This is a genomic window from Limosilactobacillus sp. (genome assembly GCF_051873035.1).
Classification (GTDB): domain Bacteria; phylum Bacillota; class Bacilli; order Lactobacillales; family Lactobacillaceae; genus Limosilactobacillus.
In genome coordinates, this window is sequence record NZ_JBJEEL010000057.1 from 15,122 (window position 1) to 41,165 (window position 26,044).

The following is a 26,044-nucleotide window of genomic DNA, read 5'->3' on the forward strand; positions in this document are numbered from 1 at the left end:
GATCTTCTCTCACGTTAGTTGTGGGCGCGGAGCTTTTTGAGCGCACTTTGGGCTGCCTGCATCTCCGCCTGCTTCTTAGATGATCCTTGACCATCGGCAATGACCTTGCCATCGGCTGAGACATTAACGTGAAATTCGGGAGCATTTTCCGTCCCCGTCTCATCCAGCAGGTGGTACTCAATCAATACGTCCCCGTCCCGTTGAAGGAATTCCTGTAGGCTCGTCTTGGCGTCAACCGCGTGGTCAAACCAGCCCATGTCAAGCTTAGGGAAGATCACCCGCCGGACAAACTTCTCAACCGCCGGGCGTCCTTGATCAAGGTAGAGGGCACCGACAAAGGATTCAAAGATGTCACACAACAGGCCGGGACGTTGCCGTGCTCCTGCCAGTTCTTCACCATGACCCAAGCGGATGTACTGGTCAAAGTGGCATTCCTTAGCAAACTTGGAGAAGCTATCCTCACAGACCATTGCCGCCCGCAGCCGGGTTAACTTTCCTTGAGGAAGCTCAGGATAACGTTTATAGATGTATTCGGAAACGATCAGTTCCAACACGGCATCGCCAAGAAATTCGATCCGTTCGTAAAACTTCAGATTCTGGTCCGGGTGTTCATTAACGTATGAAGCCTGTGTGAAGGCCTCTGCCAACAAACTCGGATCAGTAAAGTGAATATCAAATTCCTTGGCCAAGTAGTCTTGTAATTCTTCAATCATAAATTAAAGTCCTTTCTGCTAATTAAAGATACATTCTTTCCTATTATACTAAACAAAACCGCTTTGCACAGGCTCTTTACCTAATTTACTTTCGATTGTGACTTTTAAAATCAGCGGGCAGCCGTACGGTACACAAATAGCCTCAAACATTCGGTAAACCCGAACGCTTGAGGCCGCTTAGTGCTTGCGGGAGTGTCTATCACACTCCCGCATGATTATCTTTTTAGACGATCCTAATTGGTGTGCGTGGCAATGTAGTCAACTACTTCACCAATGGTTGATAGCTTCTCCGCTTCATCATCTGCGATTTCCGCATTAAAGGTATCTTCCAGCTCGAGAACAAATTCAACAAAGTCAATTGAATCTGCATCTAAGTCCGTCTTTAGGTTCAAATCATCAGTCACTTTGGCCCGGTCAATATCAAAATGGTCGGCCACGATTTCTGAAACCTTGTTAAAAATTTCTGTACGCTTATCATTTTCAGCCATGGTAAATAACCTCACTTTATTAAATACGAACCTATTTTATTCGTTTTTGTCCGCTTTGTCTACTGATGAATCCTGACTAAAGAACTCAACCGTTTGTTCAACCACTCCTGACTTTAGCATTGTCCGGATTTGTGAAATGGTGTTGGCAACCGCCGCGGCGTCGGAAGCACCGTGCGTTTTAACAACTGGGGCCTTCAAGCCCAGTAGAACTGCCCCACCATACGTGGAAGTGTTCATCCGCTTACCAATCTGGTGAAAGACCGGCTTTAGTAATAGGTAACCAAGCTTGGCCCGCAGACCACCATTTAAAATACCGTGCCTAATCAGGGTTAGCATCATTTTAGCCGTTCCCTCGGTGGCCTTTAGCGCCGCGTTGGCCGTCCAACCATCACTGACCACCACATCCGCCTTGCCAAAGAGGAGGTCACCGGATTCGATGTTACCAACAAAGTTAAGGTCGGCCTGCTTGTTGAGTTCTTGCCAAACGGCCTTATGGAGCTTATCACCCTTATCTTCTTCGGCCCCGTTATTTAAGAGCGCGATCCGCGGATTCTTAACGCCCAGGACGTTTTCAGCATAAAACTTACCCAGGTAACCGTACTGAACCAGGTTCCGTTCCTTACTTTCTGCGTTAGCCCCCGAATCAAGGTAGACAAAACTCTTTTGCTCGGCACCCGGCTTAGTAATCGGCAGGATACTGGTCAGCCCAGGCCGGTCAATTCCCTTAATCCGACCGACAACAAAAATACCAGCAGCTAACACCGCACCCGTGTTACCGGCAGAGAAGAAGGCATCGGCCTCGCCGTCCTTGACTGCCTTAGCAGCACGCACGATCGACGAGTCCTTCTTCTTGCGGATTGCGCGTACCGGTTCTTCACCCATCGAGATTTCCTGACTAGTAGCCACCATGGTTAGCCGCTCTTCATTCTTGATCAACGGCTTTACCTTTGCCGGGTCACCGTATAGTTGAAATTCAAGGTCGGTAAATTGATCCCGTGCTTTTTCAACCCCTTCAATAATTGCTTGGGGGGCATTGTCGCCACCCATTGCATCTACCGCAATTTTCATCATAATCTTTACTCCTTAATCAAAGTGTGTTTCAAGCTGGTGGCGTTGTAGGTACAGCACCAGCGGTTGGTTATCATCTTGTTCATCCCAGTGGGGGGTCCGTAATAGGTTGGCCGCATCCTCACGGGCAATTTGTAGCATTTTTAGGTCACCAACTGGGTCACCTACTTTAAAGTCCGGCACCCCAGATTGCTTGTTTCCTAATACATCCCCGGCGCCCCGCAGCTCCATATCCTTTTGGGCCACCACAAAGCCGTCGTTAGTTGCCACCATCGTCTTCATCCGTTCCTTCCCCTCAGCGGTTTTCGGATCGGCCAATAAGAGGCAGTAACTCTGCCGGTCACCACGGCCAACCCGTCCCCGCAACTGGTGCAGTTGGGCCAGGCCAAAGCGATCCGCATTATAAATCATCATCACGGTGGCGTTGGGGTTATCAACCCCCACTTCAACCACGGTCGTCGAAACCAGGACCTGCAGTTTGCCGTCCTGGAAGTCGTGCATCACGGCGTCCTTTTCGTCACCACTTAAACGACCATGAAGCAACCCGACCCGGTACTGGGGGCCAAAGTATTCTGCCAGCTCGTTATACAGGTCCGTCGCGTTTTGTACATCGAGCGCCTCGGACTCCTCAATCAGGGGACTGACAACGTAGGCCTGCGCCCCGGCTGCTAATTGGTCGCGAAGGAAGTGCAGGGCCTGGCTCTGCTGACTGACGGTTAACCACCTGGTCTCGATCGGCTTCCGTCCTGCCGGTAGCTCATCAATTACCGAAACGTCCATTTCACCGTAAGCCGTAATGGCCAGGGTCCGGGGAATCGGGGTTGCCGTCATCGCCAAGACATCGGGTTGGTCACCCTTTTCCCGGAGTTGCTGCCGTTGGTTAACCCCAAAGCGGTGTTGCTCATCGGTAATTACCAATCCTAAATTAGCGTACTCAACGTCATCTTGAATTAAGGCGTGGGTACCGATTACCAGGTTGACATCCCCACTCTTAATCGCTCGGCCCAACTCACGGTGTTGCTTGGCGGTCAAGGACCCCGTTAGCAGGCCAACATGCACATGGGTACCGGCAAAAACCTTCGCCAGCTTTTCCGCATGCTGGGCCGCCAGTATTTCGGTGGGAGCCATTAAGGCCGCCTGATAGCCCGCCGTAATGGTAGCGTAAATGGCAATCGCTGCTACAATCGTTTTACCAGAACCGACGTCCCCCTGTAGGAGGCGGTTCATCTGGTAAGGCTCACGGAGGTCCCGACAAATTTCATTGACCACCCGCTTTTGGGCATTGGTCAACTCAAAGCCGATCCCGGCAATAAACTCCTTTAGTTCATCATTGTGGTAGAGGATACGGTTGCCCGTGGCCCGGCGGTTAGCCTGCCGAATTGCCTGGAGGCGAAGTTGAAATAAGAAGAATTCCTCATAGGCCGCCGTTCGTCGGGCCGCCTGGGCGACACTCGCGTTTTTGGGGAAATGAAGGTCCCGGATCATCGTCCGCCGGTCTAATAACCGGTAATGCTCCCGCAACCGCTGCGGTAATAGGGTGGGAATTACATTTTGGTAATCATCAAAGGCCTGCTTAATCAGCCCCCGCAAAGTGGCCTGCCGAATATGCTTGTTGACCGGGTAGATCGCACCAGAACCAGTTTTTTCTTGGTCACCAGACGCCAGTAACTTATTAGCCGTCACCTGCTGGCGCTGGGCGTCCCACTTTCCCATTACCGTCGCCGGCTGGTTTAACTTAACCTTCTTTTCGAGGTAGGGCTGGTTAAAGAAGGTGACTAAAATTACCTGTTGTCCCACCCGGATTCGAAAGGCCAGCCGACTGCGCCGGTAACCAAACCGGGTCAAGAGGGGCTCAGAAACTACCATCCCTTGAACAGTAACCTTTTGGCGGTCCTTAACCGTCGCCAGGTCCACCGGCGTTACATCGTCATACCGACTAGGGTAATAAGTCAGCAGGTCGCCGACCGTATCAATGCCGAGGGTTGCTAGATCAGCCACCCGTTTAGGGCCGACCCCTTTGAGGCAACTCACGGGATCCTGCAAACTCTTCACTCTGCTTCCCCCCTTTTTACAGAAAAAGGATGTGACCACATGCCGACATCCTTTTCGTGTTTATGTTAATTCATCAGCAAGCTATTCTACCGAAATGAGGTATGGATAAACTGGCTGTCCACCGTCATAAATCTGCACATCCAATTCATCGTCCACTTCTTCCACGGCGGCCTTAATGGCTTCCGCGGTCTTTTCATCGCCATCTTCGCCATAAAGGATCGTGACGATTTCGCTATCCTCATCCAGCATCTTTTTAACCATCTCAATGGCCGTCTTCTCCAGGTCTGGATCGGTCTCGACGATCTTGCCATCAACGATTCCAAGGTAGTCATCCTTCTTGATGTCTTGACCATCAATGGTGGTGTCACGAACAGCATGGGTCACTTCCCCACTCGCAACACTGTCTAGGTTAGCTTCCATATTTTGTTGGTTAGTCTTGAGATCCGCTTCTGGATTGTATTCCAATAGTGCGGACATCGCCTGGGCAATTGTTTTGGCATGCACAACGGCCGTTGGAATGTCCACCACTTCGGCTGCTTGTTCAGCCGTCATAAAGATATTACCGTTGTCCGGTAGTACCAGTGCCTGCTTAGCACCACTATTATTAATGGCATCCACGATATCCTGCGTGCTTGGGTTCATGGTTTGCCCACCACTAATAATATTAGTAACACCCAGGCTCTTTAATAGCTTAATTACCCCATCACCAGAAGCAACCGCAATCACGGCCGTGTCAGGCTGTTCGTCTTGTTGTTCCGCCATCTTGGCCTTTTCAACTGGGGTCGGTTCCTGACTCTCACCAGCGGTTTCATCATCGTTTTCCATGATTTCTTCTTGCTGCCAAACCATGTTATGAATTTCGATCGTTTGGAGGTCACCAAATTGTTGACCCCAAGTCAGAACCTTGCCGGGATGTTCAGTATGAACGTGTACCCGAACCACTTGGTCATCATTTAGGACCAGTAAACTATCACCTAGTTTAGCCAGGTAGTTGTAGAAGGTATCGTAGTCAAACTTCTTGGTGACCTGCTTACCCTTACCAATCCGCACTAACATCTGGGTACAGTAAGTATACTTAATATCAGCTGGGTCGAGCTTTCCCTGGACACTTTGGTGATCCATCGCATTAACCATCTCATCAACTTCCGCTTGGTCTGGTTGATAGTCGGCACTCTTCTCAACTTGCTTACCACTCAGTGATTCGTCAAAGGCCTCTAAGACATCGACGAGCCCTTGACCACCGGAATCGACCACACCGACTTCTTTTAAGACTGGTAAGAGGTCAGGGGTCTTCTTCAGGGCTGCCTGACTAGCTTCATAAATTGCGTGAACGATCTCAAGCAAGTCATCGCTTTCCTTAATCTTATTCAGACCAGCCTGGGCCGATTCACGGACCACCGTCAAAATCGTCCCCTCAGTCGGCTTCATGACCGCCTTATAAGCAACCTTGGCCCCATTCGCATAGGCATCCACAAAGTCCTTGGCAGTCAAAACATCCTTACCATCAACGGCCTTGGCAAAGCCCCGGAAAATTTGTGAAAGGATCACACCGGAATTACCACGGGCCCCCATTAAAAGTCCCTTTGCCAAAGCGGCACTTAAATCGCCAACCTTGTCACTAGAAGCCTCACGCTCGTACTTAGCGCCACTCGCCATCGATGAGGCCATGTTGGTACCCGTATCACCATCCGGAACGGGGAAAACATTCAAGGAATTAATGAAGTCCGCTTGCTGGTTTAACTTGTCAGCAGCCGCTTGAACCATCTTACCAAATTCAAGGTTTGTAATTTCTGTTACAGCCAATTAAAATTTCCTCCCGTACTCCAAACTAATCTTCCGTCGACCGGACACCTTGAACACAGACGTTTACGGCATCGGCACTAATGCCCAGCATTGATTCCAAGTTGTACTTGACCTTGGACTGGACACTCTTTGATACTTCTGAGATCTTCGTCCCGTAGCTAACGATAATGTTAACGTCAACTACGATACTGTTGTCTTGTTGGCGAACCACCACTCCGCGGTTAAAGTTCTCCCGCCGGAGGATTTGGTTAACGCCGTCCCGAACCGGGTTACGACTTGCCATTCCAACAACACCGTAATTATCAGTAGCAGCGCCACCGACAACTGTCGAAATCACATCGTTATCAATGTCAATTGTTCCAGCTTTTGTTTTAATCTTAACTGCCATCGTCATGGCCTCCCTGTTAGTTTATCAACTTTAATTCTTATTTTGAGCTAACAATATCATAGCATAGCACACCCGTAATAAAAAGTAACCCGGCGAAAGTAGTTAATGGGGTAAACTATTTCGGATAAAAAGAGAAGTGGCCAGGTCAACCTCATTGCTGGCCTGCCCACTCGCAAGAATAGTTGAGTTGTCGTCTTCTAGTCCGTCTAGCAACCATCCTTGCCGAGTCTTTCTTTAAAAAAGAAAGGAGAGGCTGAGTAATACCCCCAGCCTCCCATTTGAATTAAACCCGAGTCACTTTACCGGACTTTAAGGTACGTGCTGAAACGTAAACCTTCTTAGGCTTACCATTAACCAAGATGGTTACCTTTTGCAAATTAGGCTTCCAGCTACGACGACTTGAGTTAAGGGCGTGAGAACGCTTGTTACCAAAGCGTGTCCGTTTACCGTTGATAAAATCTTTAGCCATTGGTGATACCCTCCTCTTTATTTCAGTATTTATTTACGCATTACTGCGATATAACTCACCTAATTAATTTACCATAGCGATTCCGACAATGCAATAGTTTTCTTTCAAGTATTTTTCCTTGACAGCTATTGCAAAGGAAGGTCACGACACTGAATCACGGCGACCACACCAGAAGCAAAGGAGAAATGGTTCACCGTGCCAACAAACTCGTTGCTGGTCCAGGAAATGGGGATGGTGCTTGACCAGTCCTGCAGTGGGTACTTTTCGTCGGTTAAGGTCAGGTGGGTCACCGGGGTGAGGTTAACAAAGGCCAGATACTTCATCCCCGCCTCCTTGGTAACTGCGTACTTCCCCGGCCGGTAGTAGGTTACCGTGTTTCCACGGTCAATCAACCGGATCCGGTCCAGGTAATCCTGGTAGGCACTTTGCAGTGGTAAAAAGAGGTTAGCCAGTAGGTGGTCGAGCCGGCCCCCCGTCGCACCAAAGATATCAATTTGCGTTGGCTGGTACCGCTCAATCGCCAACTTAACCCCCAATTGGGTATCGGTAAAGTCCTTGGCAGGCGGGAAAAGTTCAATTTCCGCTAACTGGTCCTTCACTATCTTCATTTCGGCAGCACTAGTTGAGTCAAAGTCCCCAATTGCTACGGCCGGCTTAATTCCCCACTTTAATAATAGGGTCGTGCCGTGGTCGACAGCAATCCACGTTTCCGCTTGCCGAGATTTAACCTGGTCGACCGGAATTAACGACTGCGGCCCACCGACGAGTAAGTTTACGCGCATTCAAATTCGCTCCTTATCAAAAAGAGGCTGAAAGTTGACTACTCTCCGCCTCTTTTTATTAATATTTGGTTTACTTAGTTGCGTCCCGCAGTGCTTCAACCCGTTCTGCTGGATTATCAGCATTAAAGACGTAGGAACCAGCAACGGCAACCGTGGCACCAGCCTTGTAGCAGTCCACAACGGTTTGGTTGTTAACCCCACCATCGACTTCAATGTCAAAGTTGTAGCCCTTTTGCTTCTTCAGTTCGTTCAATTGAGCGATCTTTTCAACCGTTTCGGGGAGGAACTTCTGACCACCAAAGCCAGGGTTAACCGTCATCACGAGCACTTGATCAACCATGTGCAGAACTGGTTCAATCATAGCTACCGGCGTACCAGGGTTAATAACAACTTCGGCCTTTACGCCGCCGTTCTTAATGATTTGCAGGGCCCGGTGAATGTGCTGGGTTGCTTCAACTTGAACACCAATAATATCAGCGCCGGCATCAATAAACATTGGCAAGATGTGTTCTGGGTTTTCAACCATCAGGTGGACATCCAAAGTCATGTTAGTAATTGGCCGAATTGCTTTGACAAAGCCTGGACCATAGGAAATACTTGGCACAAAAGTCCCATCCATTACATCGATGTGCAGGTATTCTGCACCGGCCTTATCAACCTTTTCAATGTCCTTTTGCAAGTTTACGTAATCAGCACTCAAAATGGAAGGTGCAACCTTAATCATTCTAAATTCCCTCATTTCTTATAATTTGGTTTCTGGTTAACGATAATGTCATGAAACTGAACATAATCGTCATACCGACTCTTCATGATTATACCATGTTCCAGGGCATCCTTCACCGCGCAATGCGGTTCTTTCAAATGAAGGCAGCCCCGAAACTTACATTCCGGAGCAAGCCGGCGCATTTCAGGAAAAAGCTGCGGAAGCTCTTCAACCGTCATTGTAAAGGTCTCGTAAGAGGAAAAACCGGGAGTATCAGCAATCAGAGCCCCATCAACATTTAGGAGGCTTACCTTTCGCGTCGTATGCCGGCCCCGTTTTAGCGCCTGGGAAATCTCGCCCGTTGCCAGGTTTAATTCCGGTGCAAGGTGGTTTAACAGTGTCGACTTACCGGCCCCGGTCTGCCCCATCATCGTGACGATTTTGCCTTTTAGGAGCGATTTAAGTGCCGCTAACTGGTCAGGGGCAAAGGGATCCCGGTTAAAGAAAACCTGGTAGCCCACTTGCCGGTAGCCGTCTGCAACCGTTTGTAATTGCGCCAGTTCAGTCTCCCTTAGTAGGTCAACCTTGGAAAAGAAGATAACAGGAGTAATCCCCTGTTCTTCGAGACCGACTAGCTGCCGGTCCAACAGGTTAGCAGAAAAGGTCGGCTGCGTTGCGGCAGTAACCACTACTGCCGCATCAACATTAGCAATGGGTGGGCGGACCAGCTGGTTGCGCCGGTCCAACACCTTTAATAGGTAACCATCGTTGCCCGCCGTAATCGAAAATTCGACCCGGTCACCGACTACTGGCTTAATCCTTTTAGCACGAAAATTCCCCCGACCACGGGTCCGGTAGATTTCACCATCTGCTAATACGTCATAAAAGCCACTCAATGATTGTTGAATAATTCCGGTTTTCACTGCACACCTCCAACTCTAAGCAGTAATGTTCGTGGCACTCGCAATCGTCCGCCCATTACGAACGACCCGGTAAGCACCCATTTGACCAGGCTTCAATGTAAACGGCACGTTAACCGTCGTTTCCTGGTTAATTGTAATGTCTTGATATTCCATTGTCAGGTTGTGGTTCGCATCCCGGATGTAGATTTGAACCCGGTTTTCCCGTTGACCACCATTACCATCAAAAGGAACGTTAATCTGAATATTAGTGGTCTTGGTTTGCCGCCCTGAATTTGCTAGCGTCACCGTCAAGGTATCACCATGGCCCAGGGTTCCCCCGGCCTTTGGGGTTTGACTGATCACGTGGTTCGTGGCCACCGTCTTGGACTTCTTTTCCTGGGTGGTCAGCTGAAGCTTATGTTCATTTGCAAACTTTTGGACAACGCTGATGTCCTGGTTGCGGAAGTCGGGAATCTTAATCTGCTCCCGTCCCGCGCTAACTTCAAAGTCAATCGAGTCACCATTCGTGGCGACGGTCTTCCCCTTGCTATGGTTTTGTTTAATAATCGTTCCCTCATCGGCGGTGTCAGAATAAACCCGCCGTTCGTGAACCACAAAACCCTTATCCCGCAATGAGGATGCTACTGAGTCATAGTCGTCGCCAACATAATCCGCCATTGACATACTCTTAACACCGGTGCTGACCTTCAAATCAACGGTTCCGTTAATCCGCTTCTTGGCACTATTACCCGGATCAGTGCTAATAACGTGGTTTCTAGCCACCTGTCCATTATTAACCCGGGTAATATTTCCGACCCGGAGGTCCTGCCGGCTCAAAATCCTTTCCGCCTGAATCGGTGTCTTTCCCGCAACGTCAGGTACAATCACCTGGCGAAACATGAACCACCAAGTTGCAAAGGTTACCCCGAGGACCATCAACGCCGCAATTTCCGACAACCAATACGGTAAGAAGCGGTGTTTACGCGTCGGTTGCTGATTTTCCCGCGTCTCATCATGGTCATCTTGTTCGGCAGCTGCCTGCTGGTCATCAACTTCACGGACCTGCTTAGCAATCTCCGCTGCTGACAGGACCTTGGTCTTACCGTCATCACACTGGGCATGCCACTTTTCTTCATCAGCACGCTCAGGATCTAGACTCGTTGCTAAATCATCGGCCATCTCACGAACACTGTCGTAACGTTCGTGGGGACTTTTCGCCGTTGCCTTTAAGACAACATTTTCAAGTGCCTGTGGGATCCGGCTATTAACCGTGCGTACTGAGGGAATATCCTCACGAAAGTGCTTAAGGGCGATTGAAACTGCGGTCTCACCCTCAAACGGGACCGTTCCCGTCAGTAATTCATAAAGAATAATCCCTAATGAATAGATATCAGACTGCTTAGTGGCAATGCTTCCCCGTGCCTGTTCTGGCGACAGGTAGTGGACCGACCCCATCAAGGTATTGGTCTGGGTCAATGAACTTTGCGAAGTTGCCACCGCAATGCCAAAGTCTGTAATTTTGATGTTTTTATTAGCGTCAATTAAGATGTTTTGTGGTTTTAAATCACGGTGGATAATACCGTGTGCGTGGGCCGTTTTAACCGCCGACAAAACCTGCTCCATGATATCAACTACCTGGGGGAGCGGGATTGGGTAGTGTTCTTTAATAAAAGCCTTTAAATCGGTCCCCTGGACATACTGCATCACCATATACTGGAGGCCATTGTCTTCGCCCACATCGTATACACCAACAATGTGGGGATCATTTAACTGCGTTGCCGCTAGAGCCTCCCGATGAAAACGACGTTTCGTGTCTGGGTCATCTCGTAAATCCAACCGTAGAAGCTTGACTGATACATCGCGATCTAAAACCAAATCATGAGCTAAGTAAACATTTGCCATTCCGCCCTCACCAAGGGAACGGATAATCCTGTATCGATTACCAATTGTATCTCCAGGATTCATACTCAACCCTCCTGGCTATTATCATTTATTCCAATTAGAACAGTGATATTATCAGGTCCCCCGGCGGCGTTTGCCATCTTAACCAGTCGTTCACACTTATCACCGATTGGCGTGGTGGCTGCCAAGGCACTTTTAAGTACCTGGTGGTCGACAGTCTTAAACAGGCCATCAGAACACATCAATAACTGGTCGCCAGAGTTGAACTTAAAACGATTTACTTCAATTTGCGCATCTGGTGAAATACCAATTGCGCGCGTAATAATGTTACTTTGGGGAAGCTTGAGAGCCTCCTCTTCGGTAATATCACCGCTCTTAACGAGCTCATTTACTAAGGAATGGTCAATTGTCACCTGGGTCATTACCCCATCATGAAAGAGGTAGCCACGACTATCACCAATGTTAGCAACCACGAGGGTCGTCTTAAAGGCAATGGCAGCCACCATTGTCGTGCCCATTCCTTGATAAGTTACTTGTTCTTTTGATTTTTTTAAAATTTCATCATTAATTAGTTGAACTTCCCGGGCAAACCACCGGATTGCTTCCAGTGGGTCTTCCGGTCCATCCTCAATAAAGCGATGACCGAGTCGTTTAACCGTCATTTCAGCTGCGACGTCCCCGCTACGGTTACCACCGATCCCATCGGCAATCACCACTAGTTGATTCCCGCGTTTATCGGTAAATTCAGCCACCCGGTCTTGATTTTGTGACCGTTGGTGACCAACATCTGTTTGATAAGCAACTCTCATCTTGGTGCTAATTCCCTTCTACAGATTTCGCTGGAGACTACTGATAAAGAAGCCATCAGAACCATAATCAGATGGCAAGATAGTCAACGTATTTGAACTGCGATCATCTTTTAGTTGCCGTGCCGTTTTGGTCTTTAATAGGGTGAAGTCAGGATGGCCAGCCAAAAAGGCTTGAACCGTTTGATCATTTTCCTGCTTCAAAATTGTGCACGTACTATATGTGATTATACCGCCTTTTTTCACTTTTGGGGCAACTGCATTTAAAATACTTTTCTGAATCTGGTGTAAATTAACGCTATCTGCCAGTTTCTTCGTATACCGAATCTCCGGTTTACGTCGTAAGAGCCCCATTCCGCTGCATGGCGCATCAACTAAAATCTTATCAAAAGTCTCATCAGCAAATTCATCGTCCACCCGCCGGGCATCGAGGGCGTGACTAACCACCCGGTCACTAACGTGGAGGCGGGCCGCATTGCGGTCAATTAAGCGCGTCTTATGTTGGTGAATATCAAGAGCGTCAACGCGACCACCCGCGGCGGGGTCAAGCCGGGCTGCAATTTGGGTTGTCTTCCCCCCCGGGGCGGCACAGGCGTCCAAGACCCGGTCACCCGGTTGAACATCCATACTATCAACCGCCAACATGGCACTTTCGTCTTGGATCGTAATCTTTCCCTGGTCAAACAAGGGTGATCCGACGACGCTACCACTAGTGATTACCAGTGCATCAGGGACCACCTGACTATCTTGGAATTCAACTCCACTAGCAGTCAGCTGTTTTTTCACCGTCGCAACGTCCGTTACCGCGGTATTTACCCGGATTACTAACCGAGCGGGTTCGTTAATTGCCGCTAAAATTGCCCGGGTCTTGGACTCACCATACTGGTCAGATAACTCACCGACAATCCATTCTGGGACACTGTACTTAATCATCAGGCGCTTTTGTTGGTCTGCAATCTGATCAAGGTCGGCCAGGCCCTGGCGAAGGATCGCGTGCAAGACCCCCGTCACAAACTTACGGATTCCTTGACCGCCACGGTGTTTGGCAATTTCAATTGACTCGTTAGTGACCGCCCAATCCGGTACCCGTTCTAGATAATGGTATTGGTAAATCGACAGTAACAAGAGCGTTTCTACCCACGAGTCAAGGTGTTTTCCCTTCACGAAGGGAGCTAACCAATATTCAAGGGTTAGCTGGTGCTGTAAAACACCGTAGACAAGCCGCGTGGCTAGCCGGCGGTCACTATCGTTTAAATGATTTTTAACCAGTAACTGGTTTAACTGGAGGTTGGAGTAAGCCCCGTTTTGGCGTACCCGGTCAAGTGCGGTTAGTGCAACCTCCCGGGCTGTCATCTGTTTAGTCATCGGTTACTGCCTGACCTCCTTCGTGCAGGTCCTGGTGGCCATTCAAGTAGGCCGTAATATCCATGGCCTGCTTCCCGGCCGGCTTCAAGCGGTTAATTTGGTAGGTGGTTCCCTGACCGGCTGCTAGGACAAGCTGGTGCTTGCTGATCCGCACCACCTGGCCAGGCGCCAAGTTAGTCTGTTCCTCTAAGGGGGTCACGTCGTAAATCTTAGTCCGCAGGCCGTCAATTACCATATTACCCAGGGGTGCTGGCCGTAACCCCCGCACCTTATCATCAATTTCTTGGGCCGTCATCCGGTAGTCAATCCGCTCTTGCGCCGTGGAAATATTCGGTGAGAAAACCACTTGCGATTCATCTTGTGGGGTAGCGGTGGCCGTACCATTAATTAGGTCGGGCAGCGTTTCGAGCAAAAGGTCCCGCCCTAACAGGCTTAGTTTCTTAAACATGGTACCATTATCATCATCTTTTTCGATTGGAATTGCCCGTTGCGCAATCACGTCACCGGCATCCATTTTCTTAACCATGTACATGATGGAAATCCCGGTTTCCGGATCCCCGTTAATAATCGAGTACTGGACCGGTGCCCCTCCCCGGTACTTCGGTAGTAACGAACCGTGAACGTTGATGGCCGCAATTTGAGCCGCTTCTAGTAACTTAGTTGGTAAAAACTGTCCATAAGCAGCCGTGATTAAAAGGTCCGGGTGCAGGTCGATAATTTCTTGCATCTCAGGACTCTTACTCAACTTAGCCGGCTGCAAAACCTTAATGTTGTTTGCTACTGCCAGTTGCTTAACCGGTGAGGCAGTTAGGACATGCTTACGCCCTACTCGGTGGTCAGGCTGGGTTAAGACTGCTTGAACATCATATTCTGGATGGTCGATTAAACTTTGCAAAATCGGTACCGCAAACTCAGGAGTACCCATAAATACGATTGATGTTGACATTTAAAATCATCCTTTCACATGAAGTATTGTGGATCCGGATCAATACTAATTTGGACATCCTTAAAGCCTTTACTCTGCGTTGCTTGTAAGACTTCTTGTAACGCCGGATGGAGGGCCGGATCATGTTTATACTTGATTACAATTTGATAGTAATAGCGCCGCTTCATTCGGGCGATTGCCCGGGGAGTTGGTCCCAAAATAATCGTTTGCGGTGCCAGTTCTCGCTGGAGCTGTTCCTTAATTCGGGCCATTGCCCGGGCCGCGGCCTGTTCTTCCGGATGACTGGCCATCAGGCGAACGGTGTAATAATACGGCGGGTAGCCGGCCTGGTGGCGAAGGTTCATCTCCTGGAAGAAGAAGCGGTCATAGTCGTTGGCCTGGGCATCGCGGATTGCGTAATGGTCAGGGTTAAAGGTCTGAATAATTACCTGTCCCTGCTTATCAGCCCGACCTGCCCGGCCACTAACCTGGCTAAGCAGGTCAAAGGTACGCTCACTGGCCCGAAAATCGGGTAGGCCCAGGCCAGTATCAGCGTTTAAGACCCCCACCAAGGTGACGTTCGGGAAGTCCAACCCCTTAGCAATCATCTGGGTACCCAAGAGGATATCCGCCTGGTGGTCCCCGAATTGCTTTAAGAGTTTTTCATGCATCCCCTTGCGCCTGGTAGTATCCACATCCATCCGGATAATCCGGGCCTGGGGCAGTAACTGTCGTAACTCTTGTTCTACCTTTTCGGTCCCGGTACCGTAGTAGCGGATTCGGCGACTATGACAATTGGGACAAAAGCGGGGAATCGGCTCTTCGTGGCCACAGTAGTGGCATTTCATCGTCCGGGTATCCATGTGGAGGGTCAAGGAAATATCACAGTTGGGACATTTCAAAACGGCCCCACAATCCCGGCACATCATAAAGGACGAAAAACCCCGCCGGTTAAGCATTAAAATTGACTGCTCCCCCCGGCTAATCCGGTCACTTACGGCCTGTAATAGCGGACCAGAAAAGTTACTTTCGCCCCGTTGCTTAATTTCCTGGCGCATATCAACCACTTGAATTGGCGGCAGTGGTTGCTGGTTGACCCGGTGCGGGAGTTGTAAGAAGTGGTAGACCCCCTTCAGGGCCCGGGCGCGACTTTCCAAGCTCGGCGTGGCAGATCCTAACACGACGGGGGCATTATGGTAACGCCCCCGCCACTTGGCCACTTCCCGGGCATGGTAGCGCGGCGCCTCATCTTGTTTGTAACTAGACTCGTGCTCTTCATCCAGAATAATTAGGCCGAGATTTTGTAAGGGGGCAAAGACCGCGGACCGGGCCCCCACAACTACCTTAGCTTCTCCCCGTTCAATTCGCCGCCACTCATCGTACTGCTCACCATTTGAGAGGCCGCTATGTAAGACTGCCACCTGGGAACCGAAACGGCGGCGGACCCGGTTAACGATTTGGGGCGTCAAGGAGATCTCTGGAACAAGCATCAGGGCAGTCCGCCCCTGGGCCAGCGCCTGGGCAATTGATTGTAAATACACTTCGGTCTTACCACTTCCCGTAACGCCTTGCAAAAGGAAGGTCGTGGCCTGGCGGCCCTTTACCGCCGTATTAATCTGGTCAACTGCTGTTTGCTGGTCTGGATTTAGCTTTAAGGCTTTTTGCAGGTGCTGGTCATCAGGAAGGTCATCCTGGGCATGCGGTCGACGGTAAACCTCGACCGGAACCTTCTTTAGCCAGCCCTTTTTCGCCCCCTGGTTAAAGGTGGCTGCCGACAGCTGGGCGGTCTTTTCCGCCTCTTTTTGGATAACCGTCCGTTTGCCAAGACTTTGGAGATACGAAATTAACCGGTTCTGGGCATGGGCGTTAGGGTGGAGAGAGGTTCGTGCTTCCTCAAGTTCTTCAAAGCCCAGCTGGGGAGTAATCCCCATCACGGTTTTAGCCCGGGCACGGTTTTCAACCTGGTAGTCGATTCGGATTTTACCGGCCCGCTTGAGTTGAAGGAGCCGGCTAACAGCCATTGGATCATCAGCAAAGTCCGCGTAGTCACGCGAATCCCGTCCCGCAAAGAGGTCAAAGTAATCCTGCTCATTTAATTCATCAACTACCCGAACCACCCGGTGACTCTTCCCCTTCAAGAGGTTTGGTAGCATCGTATACAGGCAGGCAATCCAAAAGGAATAGGTGGTATCGGCCAACCACTTACTTAGCTTGAGCATTTCCGTATTCATTACTGGTTGGAGGTCCATTACCGCTTGAATGGGCTTGAGCTTACCGGCATAGTCACTAGTAGCGGTAAAGCCCACTACGAAGCCCTGAACCTGACGGTGGCCATTACCAAAGGGCACGACCACCCGCATTCCCACCTGTAACTTCTGTTCAAGTACTTCCGGAACCTGGTATGTGTACGGTTGGTTAGTCTGCATTGTTGGCACATCAACGATGACTTGCGCCAATTCGGCCATTTAATCACCTGATTTCATCATTACAATTTGGTGGAGTAAGCGCTCCGCTACTTTCTTTTTAGACATTACGGGCCAACGATCAGCTGGCTGGTGGGGACGGAGAATCGTAACCTGGTCATCATCACTACCAAAGGCACTATTGGTCCCGCCAACACCATTAGCCACAATCATGTCGGCACCCTTGCTGGCCAACTTTTGCTGGGCATTAGCCAACAGGTTTTGGGTTTCCGCAGCAAAGCCAATGACGAGCTGGTCAGCCGTTTTCTGTTGGGCAACCGTCTTCAAAACATCGGTCGTCTCCGTTAGACCTAGCTGCCAGTCAGTCTTCCCCGCCCGTTTTTTAACCTTTTGATTAGCCGGTTTAAGTGGCTTGAAATCTGCCACGGCCGCGGCCATTAATAAGACATCGGCCCGTTTAAATTCGCGCTGGACAGCTGTCAAGAGGTCGGTGGTACTCTCAACCGGAACGATTTTTAAGCGCGGTGACTGGGGAAGGGGCACGCTAACCTGCCCCACTACCAGAGTAACTGTCGCCCCAGCTGCCAAGGCAGCCTTAGCCAGAGCTATCCCCATCTTGCCAGAAGAACGGTTGCCGATAAACCGGACCGGGTCAATTGCCTCCCGGGTACCACCAGCCGTGATTAATACCCGGCAGCCACTGAGGGGACCGTCGGCGGTTAATAGCGCTTGGAGGTCGGTAACAATACTCTCTGGTTCGGGCAGCCGTCCCTTCCCTGCATAGCCTTCCGCCAGGCGGCCTTGAACTGGTTCAATAATGGTTACACCGTCTTGCTTGAGCTGGGCCAGGTTACGCTGAGTCGCGGGAGCTGCCCACATATGACTATTCATCGCTGGCACTACTACTTTGGGAGCACTAGTGGCAAGCAGGGTTGTCGTTGCCGCGTCATCTGCCAGGCCATTCGCCATTTTAGCAATTATATCTGCTGAAGCCGGTACAACAACTGCTAAGTCCGTCCAATCCGCCAGCTCAATGTGGGGGATGGGATCCTGGCTATCCCACAACGACGTTAATACCGGCTGCTTGGTCAGGGCCGCTAAGGTCGCGGGGGCAACTAACTTAGTAGCGGCGGCAGTCATTACAACCCGGACCACCTGTCCTGCTTTTTGTAGGCCCCGCACCACTTCAACTCCCTTATAAGCGGCGATGCTTCCTGTTATGTATACTGTTATCTTTGCCATTTTTTCACCCCGTCAGCGAATTGAATTTACCATCTGATTATAGCATTTATCCCTAAAACGAAAAAAGGCTGGGAAAACATGTCTTTTCACCAGTCTCTTATCATTATTCTTTTATACCCGCTAACTAGTTACGACTAGTCTTGGAGATCTTCAGTGTGGTCCGGGTCAATCGTTACCTTGTCAGCCAAGATTTCTTCGAGGGCCTTACCAACTGACTTACTAGATTCGTAGTGTTCTAGCAGTGGTGCAGCACCATTATCTAGTTCGTGAGCCCGCTTACTAGCTAGCATTACCAGTGAGTAACGAGAGTCAATCCGCTTAAGTAATTCATCAACTGATGGGTAAAGAATCATTTTTCTGAATCTCCTAACATTTCAAGATAGCGTGGCATTACCCGCGGAACCCGTAAACGTTCCGTCCGGATAATATCCTTAATTTTCTCAACGGCCCGCGGTACTTCATCATTAACTACCGCGTAATCGTAATTTTGCATCATTTGGATTTCACCAAAAGCCTCATGGATCCGCTTATTGATGACTTCCATGCTGTCGGTTCCCCGGTGAATCAAACGTTGCTTTAACTCATCTAGGTCCGGCGGCGTCAGGAAAATAAAGACACCGTCTGGCACCTTAGAACGAACCTGCATTGCACCGTTAACTTCGATTTCTAGGAAGACATCCTTCCCCGAATCCAGGGTTTCATTTACATATTTTAATGGGGTGCCGTAATAGTTGTCAACATACTTCGCATACTCAAGCATCCCCCCGGTTTGGATGTGGTGCTCAAATTCTTCTTTGGAGACAAAGTAATAATCAACCCCATTGACTTCCCCGGGCCGTGGCTGACGGGTGGTCATCGAAACTGAATATTGAAAATCATTGTCATTCGAATCAAAAATTGCTTTACGTACCGTTCCCTTACCAACACCAGAAGGTCCCGAAAGAACAATCAACATTCCGCGATTTGCCATCATGTAACTCCTATCCAAAATTTAACGTATTACTACTATAATGCACTAACTTTGTCATAAAATCAACTCCCCGCCACTTTTAGAAAATAGTGCTTGCAATTTTGAACAGACGTTCGTATACTAAGGATGCAAACAAATGTTCGGAGGGTGACATCATGCAACAACCAAAGTCTTACTCACTATTTAAGGAAACACCGCAACTATTGTCACGGGTAATTGGACAGCTCTTCGATGATGAACCGATCCGCCAACGTCAGCATACTGATGTCACCCTGCTTAAGCCCCAGCCGGCTGCACAGCGACGGCAGTTTCTACGGCAAGCAATTGACCGCCACTACCGGGTACTTCTCCAGGTAGTGCCGGCCGGTTCGGATGGCTTTCCCGAAAATATCCGGGGATACGTTAAGAAGCTAGGCCAGCAAAAGTTCCTTATTTATAACCACAACCTAATCTACGCCGTTAGCTTTGACCAGATCCGCTACATCATCCACCAGGACTAACTCATAATTTCAACTTATTATAGTTAGCTAGGCAGCGGCGGCTTGCTGCGTAGTGTTTGAATCAAAAAAGAGGCTGAGAAAATTTCTCAGCCTCTTTTTTTACTGACGCGGGTGAGCCATCTGTAAGAGCTCTTTAGCATGTTCCTTCGTCAGCTTAGTAACCTTTTCTCCAGAAAGCATCCGGGCCAACTCATCAACCCGTTGCGCCGGTTTCAAACTAGTTACGGTCGTCGTCGTCCGGTCATCGTGAACACTCTTCTTAATTAGGAAGTGGTGCTGCGCAACCGCCGCCACCTGGGGTAAGTGGGTAATACACAGGACCTGGGAGTGGGCCGCAATCAGACGAATCTTATCCGCAATTGCCTGGGCGACCCGACCGCTAACCCCGGTATCGACCTCGTCAAAGATAATACTCGTCACCCCTTCATTAGCCGCAAAGATCGTCTTTAAGGCCAGCATTACCCGGGATAGTTCCCCACCTGATGCGATCTTAGCCAGGGGACCCATCGACTCACCCGGGTTAGTTTGAATGTAAAATTCAACATCATCAATTCCCGTCGGCGTAAAGCGCGTTGTACTAGAACGTTTCGCAAAGTGAACTTCAAAATCCGCCTTAGCCATGTACAGTTCCGCCAGTTGCTGGTGAACTCGTTTCGCAAGGTCATGGGCCGCCCGTTGACGAACCTGGCTGAGTTCTTCCCCAGTTTTCAATAGCTGGTCTTCCGCCGTCGATAGCCGCTCCTCAAGGTCACTGCTCGAGTCCGCCGCTGCTTCCATCGAATCGAGTTCCTTTTTAATCTTCTGGTAGTATGCCAACACCTTTTCAACCGTGTCGCCATACTTATGTTCAAGGTCCCCAATCAGGGTTAGCCGTTGGTCAATTTCTGCTAACCGCTGGTCGTCAAATTCCAATAAGTCCAGCTGTTGACCAGCCTCATTGGCCACGTCCTGGAGAGCATAATAGGCATCGTTAAGCGCCTTACTGAGTGAGTCGTATTCGTCATCAAAGGCCGCAATCCCGTTGATGGCTTCCATTACCGTCGCGACCCGATCCAGCACCGGTGCCTCCCCTTCATTAAAGGTTGCCACCGCCTGCTGAAGGGCATTATTAATCTGCTGAAAGTGCTCCAAGCGGTCACGTTCACTCGTTAACTGCTCTTCTTCACCCGCCTTTAACTGGGCACTACCAATTTCGTTCACCTGGTAGCGGAGCATATCGAGGCGTTGGGCCCACTGCTGCTCATTCGCCTGTTTTTTGTTAACGGCAGCCTTTAGGTCGGTATAGCTATGGTACAACTCCTGGTAGCGGGCCAACAGGGGCTGCACTTCCTTATGGGCAAACTGGTCTAGCATACCGAGGTGCTTTTCGGGCTGCAGGAGCTGCTGGTGTTCATTTTGTCCTTGAATATCAACCAGGTAAGCCCCGATCTGGCGGAGCATCGTGGTATTAATTAACTGTCCATTCGCCCGAATCGTGTTCCGACCATTCCGGTGAATCTCCCGCATAATAATCAACGTACCATCCTGGTGGTCAATCCCTAATGAATCTAACAGTGCCGTCAGCCCCGGATCCGTGGTAAGTGTAAACTGCCCCTGGAGGCGGAGCTTTTCTTCTCCCCGGCGAATGAACTCCTGGGATCCCCGTCCACCAGCGAGTAGCCCCACCGCATCAATAATAATCGACTTCCCGGCCCCGGTTTCCCCGGTTAGTACGGTCATCCGGTCAGCAAACTCCAAGCTCAGGTGTTTGATGATCGCTAAGTTATCAATTGTTAATTCCTGCAGCATTGCATTTCCCCGCTTATTCTGCCAACTGCTTGAGGTAGTCCTCTAGCTGGGCCGCCCCCTCAGCAGAGGTTGAAACGACTAAGACATTGCTGTCATCCCCAATAGTGGTAAAGACGTCTTGGTTGGATAGCTTACGAATAAGGTTAGCAACCACGGGCCCGTTCCCTGGTCGTACATCCAAAGCTAAAAACCGGTCGCTACGCTTTAACTGCAGTAGGCTATCCTGGAGAGTACTACCCAGCTGGTCAGTTTCATCCCGTTGCCGGGTAGCGGGCATTGCATAGCGGTAACCACCACTCGCTGCTGGCACCTTAACCAGCTGCATTTCCTTAATGTCTCGTGAAATCGTCGCCTGCGTCACTTGCAGTCCTAAATCATTTAACTTACGAACCAAGTCTTCCTGCCGTTCAATACTTTGGTCAGTAATAATCTCACGAATCTTTTTTTGCCGGTCAGCTTTTTTCATAAGTAACCCCACCTTTCTAACTATTGGTTTAACTCCTGATCTGCATTAGCAATTACCTGATCGATATCAACATGGGGATCAAGTGTCCCGGGCTGATCACTCAACCGCAAGTGGACCAGGAATTCCATGTTTCCCTGACCCCCTTTAATCGGTGAAAAATCAAGGCCCAACACGTCAAAATGATCCTCGCGGGCAAAGGTTAACACCTCGTGGAGGACCTCCCGGTGAACCCGGTGGTCCTTAATAATCCCGTGTTTACCGACGTGTTCCTTACCGGCCTCAAATTGAGGCTTAATCAGGGCGACCACCTCACCACCTGGCTGGAGGATTCCCGCCAGTGGCGGTAGGATTAACCGCAGTGAAATAAAGGAAACATCGATTGAAGCAAAGGCCGGCTGCCCATGGGTAAAGTCAGCTAACTTGCTGTAACGGAAGTTGGTTTGTTCCATCACCACAACCCGGGGATCTTCCCGTAACTGCCAAACCAACTGGTTAGTACCAACATCTAGCGCGTAACTTAGCTTGGCACCATTTTGGAGCATTACATCGGTAAAGCCACCGGTTGATGAGCCAATATCCAAGACCACCTTATCCGCCACGCTAATGTTAAAGACCTTCAAGGCCTTGGCTAATTTTAAACCGCCCCGGCTAACGTAGGGCATCTTATGCCCCTTCATATGCAGGGTGGTGGTCACCGGAATCTTTTGGCCCGGTTTATCAAGCCGTTCATTATTTTTGCCAAGGATCTCACCGGCCATCACAGACCGTTTTGCCTGTTCGCGTGAATCAAAGAGTCCTTGCTTGACAAGTAAAACATCAACACGTTCTTTTTCCATAGTTCTTTTCCTTATAATTTAAAATACGCTAAAAAATCATCATACGCAGCAAATGCCCTGCCCGTTAACTGGGCCAGGTCAGCCTGGGTTTGCCGAGCCCCAGCTAGGGCCTGGTGAAGTTGGTCTTCAGCAGCCGGGACACCGAGTAAGCCCGGGTAGGTGTTTTTATGTTCTTCCGCATCCTTACCGACTTCTTTCCCCATCTGCGCGGTCGTTCCTAAAACATCCATGAGGTCATCATAAATTTGAAAGGCCAGACCATAGTAGTCACCAAACTTAGCTAGAAGCTGCCTAACGGCGGTTGGTTGGTTAGTAATAATTCCCCCCGCCAAAACCGCATAGTGAATCAACGCCCCGGTCTTTTGCCGGTGGAGGTACCGTAACTGATTCAGTGACAGGTGCCGACCCGTATTTTCAATATCTCGGGCCTGGCCGGCTACCATACCAGCGGGACCCGCGGCCATTGCCAGCTCACGGGTCAGGTCAACCTTAACCGGTGCTGGTAGCTGGTTATCGCTCACCCACTGGAAGGCCAGGGTCAAGAGCCCATCACCTGCTAAGGTCGCCATGCCAGCACCAAATCGACAATGATTAGTTGGCTTCCCACGGCGTAGGTCATCATCGTCCATTGCTGGCAGATCATCATGGATCAACGAGTAAGTGTGGAGTAGTTCTAGTGCCGTCGCTGCTCGCATGACATCCGCATTCAATTGGCCACCCAGTACTTCAACCGTCGCCAGGGTCAGCGTTGGCCGAAGTCGTTTGCCACCAGCCATCGTTGAATAAAGCATCGCGTCGGCCAGCGTTGAATAAAGCATCGCGTCGGCCAGCGTTGGTTGGTCAATATCGGCGGGGAGGTTGGCCGCCAGATAGTCATTCACCCGTTTTCTTAAACTCGTTAGTGATTCTACCATTATTAATCCCGCCTAACTAATCTTCACTACCGAAGCCCCGGTTACCGCCACCATTATTGCTGGGGTCATCCGTAGCCTTTTCGTATTCTTTTTCGTTACCATCGTCATCAATTAAGTGTCCCAAAGTCTTTTCGGCACTCGTTAATTTCTGCTGAAGTTGCTTTGACAGCTTAATCCCGGCCTGAAACTGCTTAATTGCCTCTTCCAGCGGAACATTTCCCTGCTCTAACTGATTAACAATTTCTTGCAGTTGGGTCAGTTGGTCTTCAAAGCTCGGTTCTTTACTTGCCATTATTTTTTCTCCTTAATTTCCGTAATCGTTACCGCCACATCACCATCAGCAAAGTGAAGCAACATCTGGTCACCAGGGGTTAGTTGAGCGGCCTGGTTAACCACTTGGCCGTCCTTAGTAACATAAGTATATCCCCGCTCCATAATTTTGAGCGGGTCTAGTGAATGGAGTTGCTTAACTAGGGCCTGGAGTTGTTGCGCCGTTTGCTGGCTGCTCGTTTGCATCGCATTCTTTAGTCGCGCCGTCAGTTGGTCAACCGCACTCTTCCCCTGGTCAATCTGCCGTTGGGGAGTATAAGCGACCATTTTATTTTGTAACTGCGTCAGTTGATTTTGGGCGGCCGTCAGCTGTTGCTGTTGAAGCTGGGCCAGGCGTTGTGTTAATTGGTCAACCTTTTGGGCATAATTTTCGTATAAGCGGGTCGGCTGTTGAAAGATATAGCTCTGGGTCAACTTAGTAAGCTGCTTCTTATCAAAGTCAATCTGGGACTTCATAATATTATACAGCCGCCGCTGCAGGTCTTGAATTGCCATTAAGGTATCATCAAGCCGTTGGGGGGTTGCCAATTCCGCAGCCGCGGTTGGGGTTGCGGCCCGCCGATCGGCAACCAGGTCAGCAATGGTCGTATCGGTTTCGTGACCCACCGACGAGATTACCGGCAACTGACATTTGGCAATTGCCCGGGCAACAACCTCTTCATTAAATGGCCAGAGGTCCTCAATTGAGCCCCCACCACGACCAATGATCAGGGTGTCAAAGTTCCCCATTTCATCTGCCCGCTCGATTTGCCGGGCAATATCGGCCGCGGCCTTATCACCTTGAACAACGGTTGGGAAAAGGACCACCTGAGCGATCGGATACCGCCGCCGGACAGTAGTGTTAATATCCCGAATGACTGCCCCGTTTAAACTGGTGACCACCGCAATCCGTTGGGGAAAGGTCGGAATCGGCTTCTTAGGCCGGTTAAAGAGCCCCTCCGCGCTAAGCTTTTTCTTTAGCTGCTCGAAGGCCAGGTAGAGGGAACCCACACCATCCGGCTCCATTGTATCAATATAAATCTGGTAGCGGCCGCTCCGTTCATACAGGCTGACGTGACCACTTACGAATAACTTCATCCCCTCTTCTGGGGTAAACTTCACCTTACTAAACTGACTACGAAACATGACGGCATCAATCACCGCATTGTCATCCTTCAGGCTAAAGTACTGGTGTCCCCGGCGTAGACGAAAGTTAGAAAGTTCTCCCGTCAAGTAAACCTTTTGGAGGTAGGGATCACGGTCAAATTTTAGTTTTAAATATTTAGTTAGCTGACTAACCGTTAAATACTTATCTCTGTCCATTTCTTCTCCATTCAGCCAGGTCAACAGTCTGTTCCATTAAGCTGGCGATCGTCATTGGCCCTACCCCGCCAGGAACTGGGGTGATCAGCTTGGCCTTGGATTTAACCGCAGCAAAGTCAACATCACCAGTTAGTTTCCCGGACGGCAAGCGGTCCATGCCCACATCAATAACCACGGCCCCCGTTTTAACATCAGCAGCACCGATAAAGTGGGCAATTCCAGTGGCTACGATTAAAATATCGGCCTGGCTGGTTAACTGACGAAGGTTCTTGGTATGCCGACCGGCCATGGTAACCGTCGCGTTAGCATTATTCAGTAACGCTAACAATGGTTTACCCACCAGGATGCTTCGTCCCACAATGACCACGTTGGCCCCTGCCAAAGGAACTTCATAGTGGTCAAAGATCCGCATAATTCCCCGGGGAGTGCAGGCAACCGGGTAATGACCCGGTTGGTTTGCAAATAGCTTTCCTAAGTTGCTAGGGTGTAAGCCATCAACGTCTTTATCGGGACGGATGGCATTAGTGATGGCGACCGCATCTAAGTGATCAGGGAGGGGTTCTTGGACGATAATCGCGTCGATGTCGTCATCGGCGTTTAGTTCACTGATCGTTGCCATCACCGTCGTCTGTTTGACATCGGTAGGAAAACGGTAAAGAGCAGACTTTAACCCCATTTTTACCGCCAACCGGTGTTTATTCCGGGTGTAGATCTGACTGGCCGGATCATCGCCAACGAGGATCACCGCAATACCGGGTTTAATTCCCCGGGCCTGTAAATCAGCAGCGCGCTGTTGGGTCTGCTCATTGACCTGTTTAGCTAGTTGCTTACCATCGATTAAGATTGCCATCACTTTTCCTCCTCAAGTACTACCTATTTTAACATAGGTACTTTACAAAATAGCGGC

General features: G+C 49.9%; 26 protein-coding genes. 1 reads left to right on the forward strand and 25 read right to left on the reverse strand.

Features of this window, described 5'->3' with window-relative positions:
* Nucleotides 1-14 precede the first annotated feature (14 nt).
* From rnc to gmk, 18 genes are all read right to left on the reverse strand, one after another.
* On the reverse strand, nucleotides 15-713 hold the full coding sequence (gene rnc / locus ACI31H_RS05575; protein WP_439771008.1) for a ribonuclease III: 699 nt from the start codon (nucleotides 711-713) through the stop codon (nucleotides 15-17).
* A 233-nt stretch (nucleotides 714-946) separates the two neighbouring features.
* A complete protein-coding gene (gene acpP, locus ACI31H_RS05580; protein ID WP_439771009.1) occupies nucleotides 947-1,201 on the reverse strand; it encodes an acyl carrier protein in 255 nt (84 codons plus the stop codon).
* Between the two features lie 36 nt (nucleotides 1,202-1,237).
* Entirely contained in the window at nucleotides 1,238-2,269 is a 1,032-nt protein-coding gene (gene plsX / locus ACI31H_RS05585) for a phosphate acyltransferase PlsX (protein WP_439771100.1), read from the reverse strand.
* A 15-nt stretch (nucleotides 2,270-2,284) separates the two neighbouring features.
* Nucleotides 2,285-4,321, reverse strand: a complete 2,037-nt coding sequence (gene recG, locus ACI31H_RS05590; RefSeq protein ID WP_439771010.1) for an ATP-dependent DNA helicase RecG — start codon at nucleotides 4,319-4,321, stop codon at nucleotides 2,285-2,287.
* An 81-nt stretch (nucleotides 4,322-4,402) separates the two neighbouring features.
* Nucleotides 4,403-6,124 carry a DAK2 domain-containing protein gene (locus ACI31H_RS05595; protein WP_439771011.1) on the reverse strand — a complete coding sequence of 574 codons (1,722 nt, stop codon included), beginning with the start codon at nucleotides 6,122-6,124 and terminating at the stop codon, nucleotides 4,403-4,405.
* Between the two features lie 25 nt (nucleotides 6,125-6,149).
* The gene (locus tag ACI31H_RS05600) at nucleotides 6,150-6,512 is read right to left on the reverse strand and encodes an Asp23/Gls24 family envelope stress response protein (protein ID WP_289558597.1); all 363 of its coding nucleotides are present in this window, start codon (nucleotides 6,510-6,512) and stop codon (nucleotides 6,150-6,152) included.
* Nucleotides 6,513-6,795: 283 nt separating this feature from the next.
* A complete protein-coding gene (gene rpmB / locus ACI31H_RS05605) occupies nucleotides 6,796-6,981 on the reverse strand; it encodes a 50S ribosomal protein L28 (protein WP_003713527.1) in 186 nt (61 codons plus the stop codon).
* Nucleotides 6,982-7,106: 125 nt separating this feature from the next.
* Nucleotides 7,107-7,763, reverse strand: a complete 657-nt coding sequence (locus ACI31H_RS05610; protein ID WP_439771012.1) for a thiamine diphosphokinase — start codon at nucleotides 7,761-7,763, stop codon at nucleotides 7,107-7,109.
* Between the two features lie 70 nt (nucleotides 7,764-7,833).
* Complete coding sequence (gene rpe, locus ACI31H_RS05615; protein WP_439771013.1) at nucleotides 7,834-8,487, reverse strand: ribulose-phosphate 3-epimerase; 654 nt, start codon at nucleotides 8,485-8,487, stop codon at nucleotides 7,834-7,836.
* 11 nt (nucleotides 8,488-8,498) lie between these two features.
* Nucleotides 8,499-9,389 carry a ribosome small subunit-dependent GTPase A gene (gene rsgA, locus ACI31H_RS05620; RefSeq protein ID WP_439771014.1) on the reverse strand — a complete coding sequence of 297 codons (891 nt, stop codon included), beginning with the start codon at nucleotides 9,387-9,389 and terminating at the stop codon, nucleotides 8,499-8,501.
* A 15-nt stretch (nucleotides 9,390-9,404) separates the two neighbouring features.
* Nucleotides 9,405-11,333 (reverse strand): Stk1 family PASTA domain-containing Ser/Thr kinase, encoded by a 1,929-nt coding sequence (gene pknB / locus ACI31H_RS05625; RefSeq protein WP_439771015.1) that lies wholly within the window; start codon nucleotides 11,331-11,333, stop codon nucleotides 9,405-9,407.
* 2 nt (nucleotides 11,334-11,335) lie between these two features.
* A complete protein-coding gene (locus ACI31H_RS05630; RefSeq protein WP_439771016.1) occupies nucleotides 11,336-12,079 on the reverse strand; it encodes a Stp1/IreP family PP2C-type Ser/Thr phosphatase in 744 nt (247 codons plus the stop codon).
* A gap of 18 nt (nucleotides 12,080-12,097) precedes the next feature.
* On the reverse strand, nucleotides 12,098-13,441 hold the full coding sequence (gene rsmB, locus ACI31H_RS05635) for a 16S rRNA (cytosine(967)-C(5))-methyltransferase RsmB (RefSeq protein ID WP_439771017.1): 1,344 nt from the start codon (nucleotides 13,439-13,441) through the stop codon (nucleotides 12,098-12,100).
* Complete coding sequence (fmt, locus tag ACI31H_RS05640; RefSeq protein WP_439771018.1) at nucleotides 13,434-14,387, reverse strand: methionyl-tRNA formyltransferase; 954 nt, start codon at nucleotides 14,385-14,387, stop codon at nucleotides 13,434-13,436. The genes rsmB and fmt overlap by 8 nt, the downstream gene beginning before the upstream one ends.
* A 14-nt stretch (nucleotides 14,388-14,401) precedes the next feature.
* Entirely contained in the window at nucleotides 14,402-16,831 is a 2,430-nt protein-coding gene (gene priA, locus ACI31H_RS05645) for a primosomal protein N' (RefSeq protein ID WP_439771019.1), read from the reverse strand.
* A complete protein-coding gene (coaBC, locus tag ACI31H_RS05650; protein ID WP_439771020.1) occupies nucleotides 16,832-18,031 on the reverse strand; it encodes a bifunctional phosphopantothenoylcysteine decarboxylase/phosphopantothenate--cysteine ligase CoaBC in 1,200 nt (399 codons plus the stop codon).
* A gap of 134 nt (nucleotides 18,032-18,165) precedes the next feature.
* Nucleotides 18,166-18,384, reverse strand: coding sequence for a DNA-directed RNA polymerase subunit omega (rpoZ, locus tag ACI31H_RS05655; protein WP_003713351.1), 219 nt, complete (start codon nucleotides 18,382-18,384; stop codon nucleotides 18,166-18,168).
* Nucleotides 18,381-19,001, reverse strand: a complete 621-nt coding sequence (gene gmk / locus ACI31H_RS05660; protein WP_439771021.1) for a guanylate kinase — start codon at nucleotides 18,999-19,001, stop codon at nucleotides 18,381-18,383. Before gmk ends, rpoZ begins: the two co-directional genes overlap by 4 nt.
* A gap of 155 nt (nucleotides 19,002-19,156) precedes the next feature.
* Between gmk and ACI31H_RS05665 the strand changes: the two genes are divergently transcribed.
* A complete protein-coding gene (locus ACI31H_RS05665) occupies nucleotides 19,157-19,501 on the forward strand; it encodes a hypothetical protein (RefSeq protein WP_439771022.1) in 345 nt (114 codons plus the stop codon).
* A gap of 99 nt (nucleotides 19,502-19,600) precedes the next feature.
* On the opposite strand, the gene recN is transcribed toward ACI31H_RS05665, so the two are convergent.
* The 7 genes from recN to ACI31H_RS05700 are packed head-to-tail and all read right to left on the reverse strand — an operon-like array spanning nucleotide 19,601 to nucleotide 25,987.
* Nucleotides 19,601-21,289 (reverse strand): DNA repair protein RecN, encoded by a 1,689-nt coding sequence (gene recN / locus ACI31H_RS05670; protein ID WP_439771023.1) that lies wholly within the window; start codon nucleotides 21,287-21,289, stop codon nucleotides 19,601-19,603.
* A gap of 13 nt (nucleotides 21,290-21,302) precedes the next feature.
* Nucleotides 21,303-21,755, reverse strand: a complete 453-nt coding sequence (locus ACI31H_RS05675; RefSeq protein WP_439771024.1) for an arginine repressor — start codon at nucleotides 21,753-21,755, stop codon at nucleotides 21,303-21,305.
* 20 nt (nucleotides 21,756-21,775) lie between these two features.
* Nucleotides 21,776-22,591, reverse strand: coding sequence for a TlyA family RNA methyltransferase (locus ACI31H_RS05680; RefSeq protein ID WP_439771025.1), 816 nt, complete (start codon nucleotides 22,589-22,591; stop codon nucleotides 21,776-21,778).
* Between the two features lie 11 nt (nucleotides 22,592-22,602).
* Nucleotides 22,603-23,505 carry a polyprenyl synthetase family protein gene (locus tag ACI31H_RS05685; RefSeq protein WP_439771026.1) on the reverse strand — a complete coding sequence of 301 codons (903 nt, stop codon included), beginning with the start codon at nucleotides 23,503-23,505 and terminating at the stop codon, nucleotides 22,603-22,605.
* Nucleotides 23,506-23,521: 16 nt separating this feature from the next.
* Nucleotides 23,522-23,797 carry an exodeoxyribonuclease VII small subunit gene (locus ACI31H_RS05690; protein WP_439771027.1) on the reverse strand — a complete coding sequence of 92 codons (276 nt, stop codon included), beginning with the start codon at nucleotides 23,795-23,797 and terminating at the stop codon, nucleotides 23,522-23,524.
* A complete protein-coding gene (gene xseA, locus ACI31H_RS05695; protein ID WP_439771028.1) occupies nucleotides 23,797-25,137 on the reverse strand; it encodes an exodeoxyribonuclease VII large subunit in 1,341 nt (446 codons plus the stop codon). The genes ACI31H_RS05690 and xseA overlap by 1 nt, the downstream gene beginning before the upstream one ends.
* The gene (locus ACI31H_RS05700; RefSeq protein ID WP_439771029.1) at nucleotides 25,124-25,987 is read right to left on the reverse strand and encodes a bifunctional 5,10-methylenetetrahydrofolate dehydrogenase/5,10-methenyltetrahydrofolate cyclohydrolase; all 864 of its coding nucleotides are present in this window, start codon (nucleotides 25,985-25,987) and stop codon (nucleotides 25,124-25,126) included. The genes xseA and ACI31H_RS05700 overlap by 14 nt, the downstream gene beginning before the upstream one ends.
* Between the last annotated feature and the right edge of the window lie 57 nt (nucleotides 25,988-26,044).